Annotated in this window: 7 protein-coding genes; 5 read left to right on the top strand and 2 right to left on the bottom strand. The window is 65.8% G+C overall.

All coding sequences use genetic code 11. The features are described 5' to 3' along the window. Positions 1-36 precede the first annotated feature (36 nt). Genes trxB through IPU70_RS16620 form a run of 5 tightly spaced genes read left to right on the top strand, consistent with a single transcriptional unit; the run spans position 37 to position 3,750 of the window. Positions 37-996, top strand: coding sequence for a thioredoxin-disulfide reductase (trxB, locus tag IPU70_RS16600; protein ID WP_207468743.1), 960 nt, complete (start codon positions 37-39; stop codon positions 994-996). After that, entirely contained in the window at positions 983-1,651 is a 669-nt protein-coding gene (locus IPU70_RS16605; protein WP_207468744.1) for a Smr/MutS family protein, read from the top strand. The genes trxB and IPU70_RS16605 overlap by 14 nt, the downstream gene beginning before the upstream one ends. Continuing rightward, positions 1,648-1,977: a multidrug efflux SMR transporter gene (locus IPU70_RS16610; RefSeq protein WP_013391892.1), complete on the top strand. Its 330-nt coding sequence runs from the start codon at positions 1,648-1,650 to the stop codon at positions 1,975-1,977. Before IPU70_RS16605 ends, IPU70_RS16610 begins: the two co-directional genes overlap by 4 nt. Further along, entirely contained in the window at positions 1,974-2,621 is a 648-nt protein-coding gene (locus tag IPU70_RS16615; RefSeq protein ID WP_207468745.1) for a hypothetical protein, read from the top strand. Before IPU70_RS16610 ends, IPU70_RS16615 begins: the two co-directional genes overlap by 4 nt. After that, on the top strand, positions 2,608-3,750 hold the full coding sequence (locus IPU70_RS16620; protein ID WP_207468746.1) for a hypothetical protein: 1,143 nt from the start codon (positions 2,608-2,610) through the stop codon (positions 3,748-3,750). Before IPU70_RS16615 ends, IPU70_RS16620 begins: the two co-directional genes overlap by 14 nt. Here IPU70_RS16620 and IPU70_RS16625 read toward each other — a convergent pair. Further along, complete coding sequence (locus IPU70_RS16625) at positions 3,747-5,837, bottom strand: sodium:solute symporter family protein (protein ID WP_207468747.1); 2,091 nt, start codon at positions 5,835-5,837, stop codon at positions 3,747-3,749. The two genes, IPU70_RS16620 and IPU70_RS16625, sit on opposite strands and share 4 nt — an antisense overlap. Continuing rightward, a complete protein-coding gene (locus IPU70_RS16630) occupies positions 5,837-6,115 on the bottom strand; it encodes a DUF4212 domain-containing protein (RefSeq protein ID WP_207468748.1) in 279 nt (92 codons plus the stop codon). The genes IPU70_RS16625 and IPU70_RS16630 overlap by 1 nt, the downstream gene beginning before the upstream one ends. Positions 6,116-6,473: the final 358 nt, after the last annotated feature.

The following is a 6,473-nucleotide window of genomic DNA, read 5'->3' on the forward strand; positions in this document are numbered from 1 at the left end:
CATTATAATTGGGCGTTAACCTAAAGATACCCGCCCATGTCCACGCCTACGCACGCTAAAGTTTTGATACTCGGTTCCGGCCCTGCCGGTTACACGGCGGCCGTCTATGCGGCACGCGCCAATCTGAGCCCTGTTCTTGTTACAGGTCTGGCCCAAGGCGGCCAGCTCATGACCACCACGGACGTCGACAATTGGCCGGCCGACGCCGATGGCGTGCAGGGTCCGGACCTGATGCAGCGCTTCCAGAAGCACGCCGAACGCTTCAACACCGAAATGATCTTCGACCACATTGCCAAGGTCGATGTGTCCAAGCGCCCGTTCACCCTCACGGGCGACACCGGCAAGATCTACACCTGCGACGCCCTGATCATCGCCACCGGCGCCTCGGCCAAGTATCTCGGCCTGCCCTCGGAAGAGGCCTTCATGGGCCGCGGCGTGTCCGGCTGCGCCACCTGCGACGGCTTCTTCTACCGCAACCAGGACGTGGTCGTGGTCGGCGGCGGCAATACCGCCGTGGAAGAAGCGCTGTACCTGTCGAACATCTGCCGCAAGGTCACCCTGATCCACCGCCGCGACAAATTCCGCGCCGAGCCCATCCTGGTCGACAAGCTCATGAGCAAGGTCGAGAACGGCAACATGGAACTGAAGCTGTTCCATACCCTGGAAGAAGTACTGGGCGACGACAGCGGCGTGACCGGCGTGCGCGTGCGCCACGTGGACACCGGCGCCACCGAGGACATGACGGTCACCGGCGCCTTCATCGCCATCGGCCACCAGCCCAACACCGAGATCTTCCAGGGCCAGCTGGAAATGAAGGACGGCTACATCGTCACCAAGAGCGGCCTGTCCGGCATGGCCACCATGACCTCGGTCCCGGGCGTGTTCGCCGCCGGCGACGTGCAGGACCACGTCTACCGCCAGGCCATCACCAGCGCCGGCACGGGCTGCATGGCCGCGCTGGACGCACAACGGTGGCTGGAGAATGCGGGGCAGTAAGGTCGGCCTGGCCGACCTGAAACGCCTGAAGAAAGACCTGCAGGCCGAACGCGAGCGCGCCGCCCTCGCCCAGCGGGTGGCGGTGCTGAAAAAGCCCGAAACCGCCCCCGTGGACGACATGGCGGCGTTCAAGCGCACCATGAAGTCGGTCACGCCGATCAAGCAGGCCGCCCGGGTGGAACACAAGCCCGTGGCGGAACCCGCGCCCGCGCTGCGCCGCGCCAATGCCTTGGGCGAAACGCCCGCGCGCGCCGATGCCGGGGTCTCCGATGGCGGTGAAATCACACACCTGCTGTCCGAAGCCGGAACCGCCTTCGTGCGCAGCGACGCCGCGCCCGATACCGCCCGCAACCTGCGCCGCGGCCAATGGCGCGCCGGCGCCGAGCTGGACCTGCACGGCCTGCGGGTGGAACAGGCCCGCCACGCCCTGCTGTCGTTCCTGGACGAATGCCAGGAACACGGCATCCGCTGCGTGCGCGTGGTGCACGGCAAGGGCTACGGCTCGCAGGGGCTGGAACCGGTCTTGAAGGACAAGGCGCGCACCTGGCTGGTGCAGAAAAGCGAAGTGCTGGCATTTTCCGAAGCGCCCGAACGCGAAGGCGGCGCTGGCGCCCTGCTGGTGCTGCTGCGGCAATCCGAAGGATCGCGCAAATGAAGTGGCTCTACCTGGGTGTGGCCATCATCGCCGAGATCTTCGCGACCAGCGCGCTCAAGGGATCCGAAGGCTTCACGCGCCTGACGCCGTCCATCATCACGGTGGTCGGCTACCTGATCTCGTTCTATTTCCTGTCGCTGACGCTGCGCGAAATTCCCGTGGGCATCGCCTACGCGATCTGGTCCGGCGTGGGCATCGTGCTGATTTCCATCGTGGGCGCGGTGCTGTTCAAGCAACACCTGGACACGCCCGCGCTGATCGGCATCGGACTCATCATCGCCGGCGTGGTGGTGATGAACGTCTTCTCGAAATCCGTCTCGCATTGAAGCCCCGCGCCCAGCCGACGGCGTACTTCCGCATCCGCCGCTGGCTGGCGGCGGCTCTGTGCCTGGGCGGCCTGGGCCTTCTGGCGGCAGGCAACGCCTGGGCCCAGGACTTCAACCGCGCCGCCGAACTCGTGCGCTACCGCACCTGGCTCACCGCTTTCAAGCAAGACCTGGACCGGCTGTCCGCAACGCCCCGCCCGCTCTCGGAGACCGAGCTGGACGCGCTGTTCGCCCGCACGGTGACGCCTGGCACGCGCGGCGCGGGGTTCATCCGCCAGGCCTTCACGCAGCGCGGCGGCGAAGGCGGCTACTTTCCAAGACCCGGCCCGCGCGCCGTGCTCATGGCCGTGCTGGACAGCGCCATCCCCGCCGGCCAGGGCGGCATATACCCCGAAGCGGACCCGGCTCTCAACGTCACGGACCTGACCGTCTGGTACCTGCATGTGGATGTCGGCGACATGACCAATACTTACCTGCTATCGGGCGAACACTTCACGCCTTACCGGCTGCCTCCTCCCGGCAAGCTGGAGCGCAACGCCTACCCCTTCCTGCTGATGGACACACGCAATGGCGCCCTGCGCCTGGGCGGCGTCAGCAGCGAACTCTGGGGGCTGATCGCCTACCTGCACAATGCCACGCTCTGATTGCACGCTGCGCCTGCTTGCGCTGACGGCGCTGTCCATGGCGCCCGGGCTGGCGAACGCGCTCTGCGAACCGCTGGCCGCGTCCGCAGAGCGCCAAACCAGGGTGATGGACATTTCCCTGGACGACACGAATACTTTGCTGGCGCTGGACGGTTCTCGTATCCGCTCATGGCTGCCAAGCGTCGCCATCGACACGGGCGCCCGCGCCACCGCCGTCATCTGGGCCGAACGCGTGGACTGGTCGGTCTACGCGGCCGCGCCCAACGCCCGCATCGGCGTCACCATGCTGCGCTGGGAAACCGGCGCGGACGGCCGTCGGCATTTATGCGGCATTGCCCGCTACAGCGCCAGCGCCGTGCAGGAAGCCCGGGAATCGGGCATGGCCGCGCTCCCCGCGCCGCACGCGGAAACGCGCTTCTACTATGACGCCAGCGGCCGCTTGACGGGCTACGAAGAACGCTCGCGCGCTTGGGACGGCCGCCGCAACCCGCCAGCGCGGTTCTGCCTGCGCTACGACGCCCACGGCTGGCTGGCCGAGCTGGGCGCCAACGATTGCGCCGCAGCGTCCCGGCCCGTGACCCGCTACGTGCATGACGAAGCGGGCCGGCTCCTGCGCACCATTTCGTATCAAGAAAAATCCGACGACGCGTTCGAAGTCGTGACGCACGATGCCCAAGGCCGCGAGGCGCTGCGCTATTTGCGCCAACGGCAGACATGGGCGGACGAGGCCCCCGTGCTGGGGCTGCCCTACCGCGCCAGCCCGAACCCGTACGCCGTGCTGGTACTGCCCGGCCCGGCCTGGCAAGCGCCCGCGCTGGACTCGTACCACTACGACTGGACCGTCGTGCAGCCCAGGAAGACTGCCGAGGGCACGGCCAGCATCTATGCCGCCAAGCGCGACCCCGCCCAGGTCCTGGCAAAAGGCACCAGCGACGGCAACGGACAGTTCCCCATGAGCGCCGCGCAACGCAAGCGGATCTGGGACGCCGCCGGCCGGACGCCGGGCGGCGTGCAATGGCTATGGGCGCCCGGCCAGACCTATACCTTGCTGCAAGCCATGCCTGCGGCGCAGTGGGCGTCCTGCATCGACCCGGAAAACCGTAAGGCCGACGCCTGCGGCACGCCTTAGGCGCGCTCCCCCTGCGGCTTGGACGCGCCCGGATGGCGCAGATAGTCCACCAGCGCCAGCGTGGCGCGGTCGGGCGGCGGCGTCAGCAGCGATACCACGATGATCGTCAGGAAAGCCACCGGCGCGCCGAACACGCCCGCCGCGATCGGCTGAATGCCCCACCACAGGTCCACCGGCTGCGTGCGCGAAATGCCCAGCACCCATTCGCGCAGCCACGGATGCGTGTGGGTCATGTAGGCGAACGTCACCGCCAGTCCCGCCGCCATGCCCAGCGTCGCGCCCCATTTGTTGGCGCGGCGCCAGAACACGCCCATGACCAGGGCCGGGAAGAAGGACGAAGCCGCAAAGGAAAACGCGGCCGACACCATGAAGAGTATGTCCGCCGGCTTGCGCGCGGCCACCCAGGCGGCGCCAAACGCCACCAGCAGCAGCAAGATCTTGGACACCATCACGCGGCGCGCTGCCGACATACGCGGCGACACCATCCGGTACCACATGTCGTGCGACAGGGAGTTGGACAGCGTCAGCAACAAGCCGTCGGCGGTGGATAGCGCCGCGGCCAGGCCGCCCGCCGCCACCAGGGCCGATATCACGTAAGGCAAGCCGCCGATTTCCGGCATGGCCAGCACCACCACGTCGGCGCCCATGCTGATCTCGCTGAGCTGCACGATGCCGTCGCGGTTGACGTCGGTCACGTCCAGCAGATTGCTGTCGACGGCGCTCCAGGCATGCACCCAATTGGGCAGGCTGAGGAAGCTGGATCCCACCACCTGGGTATAGACCTCGTACTTCACCAGCAGCGCCAGCGCCGGCGCCATGAAGTACAGCAGCAGGATGAACAGCAGCGACCAGCACACCGACTTGCGCGCCTCGATGACCGAAGGCGTGGTGTATGAGCGCATCAGGATATGCGGCATGCCCGCGGTGCCCAGCATCAGACAGAGCACCAGCGCCAGGAAGTTGATGCGCATGTTGCGCTGCTCTTCCGGGTCCTTGGAGGGAAAGGGTTCCGCATGCGGCGTGGCCGGCGCCGCCCGCGCTTCGAAAGTGGCTTTGGACTGCGACCATGCAATGCGCGCCTCTTCCACGCTGCCGGGGTAGCTGGACAGCTCGCGCTCCGCCGAGCGGATCTCGACCATGGGCGCATCGGTGGCGTTGAGCTGGGCCAGCCGGCTGCGCAGCTTGTCCTTTTCCAGCGTCCAGGATTCGGGCAATGCCGCCACCCGGCGGCCCATCTCGTTGGCGCGCTCTTGCCAAAGCCGGCGCGCCTCGATTTCGGAGGGATCATTCTGCAGGTACACCTCTTTTTCGGTGACCTGCTGCAGCACCACGCCAGCCGACAACTGCGGCACGGGCATATTGGTGTGCTTGATCGACAGCCACACCACCGGCACCAGATAGGCGATCACCAGGATGATGTACTGCCCCACCTGCGTCCAGGTGACCGCGCGCATGCCCCCCAGGAACGAACAGACCAGCATGCCGCCCAGCGCCACGAAGATGCCGAGCTCGAACGAAATTCCGGTCATGCGGGTGGTGATGATGCCCACGCCGTAGATCTGCGCCACCAGATAGGTGAAGGAACAGAGAATGGCGCAGGCCACGCCCGCCAGGCGCGGCATGTTGCCGCCATAGCGCGCGCCCATGAAGTCGGGAATGGTGTATTGGCCGAAGCGGCGCAAGTAGGGCGCCAGCAGCATCGCCACCAGCACGTAGCCGCCGGTCCAGCCCATGATGTAGGCCAGCCCGCCATAGCCCGTCAGGTAGAGCGTGCCCGCCACGCCGATGAAGGACGCCACCGACATCCAGTCGGCGGCCGTGGCCATGCCGTTGTAGATCGCCGGCACCCGCCGGCCGGCCACGTAGTACTCGACCTGGTCCGAGGTCCGGCAGACGATGCCGATGCCGGCGTACAGGCTGACCGTGACCAGCAGGAACACGTAGCCGATCCAGTTGCGCGGCATTCCGAGGATCTCGGCCAGCGCCATCAACAGGATCATCAGCGCGAAGCCCGCCGTGTACAGCACGTAGATGCGGCGCAACCGGACTCTGAATTGCTGGGGCGTATCTCCGCTGAAAAACGGCATCAGCGGTGTCCTCCGGGCTCTTCGAAGCGCTCATCGGCGCGATTCATGACCCGGGCGTAGATACCGATGATGATCAGGTAGGCCAGCGGCGCGCCATAGGCCGCCATCCAGAATGCGAAGGGCCAGCCGATGAAGTCGAAGTTCAGGCTGCGGGCGAAATAGGCGGGAATGAAGGTCAGCGCGGCCCAGACGACGAGCAGCACCAGGATCAACCGCAAGTTGCGGCGCCAATAGGGAGTCGAGGCTGGTTTCGAGGATGAAAGGCGCGATTCCGACATAGCTGGGATGAGCTGACCCTGTCTGATTATCGCGAAACGCGGCGCCTGAAAAGCCCTGGTACTTGAAATGCCGGCTTTTTATGCGACAACGGCTGGCACTACCTGGTGCCAGCCGCTGTGCGTTTTGCTTTTTTTGGGTACTGCTTTACTTTTTTTATGTACCGGTGCCGCCGGTATTTGCCCATGCAGGGCTTTGTCTCCTCACCTGCATGGGATGAGATTCTGCACCAGAAGCGGGATTGTCACACTAGGGGAATGCCCTAAGAAGGAGCATTCATTTACATATTTCCCGCACCAAGTTGGTGCAATTTGGGTTGTAGGTTCTAAATACTGGGATTTTTTAAACGCCCTAGAGCCG

Source organism: Achromobacter sp. SD115, assembly GCF_017355315.1.
In the GTDB taxonomy this organism is placed as follows: Bacteria; Pseudomonadota; Gammaproteobacteria; order Burkholderiales; family Burkholderiaceae_B; genus Achromobacter; species Achromobacter xylosoxidans_B.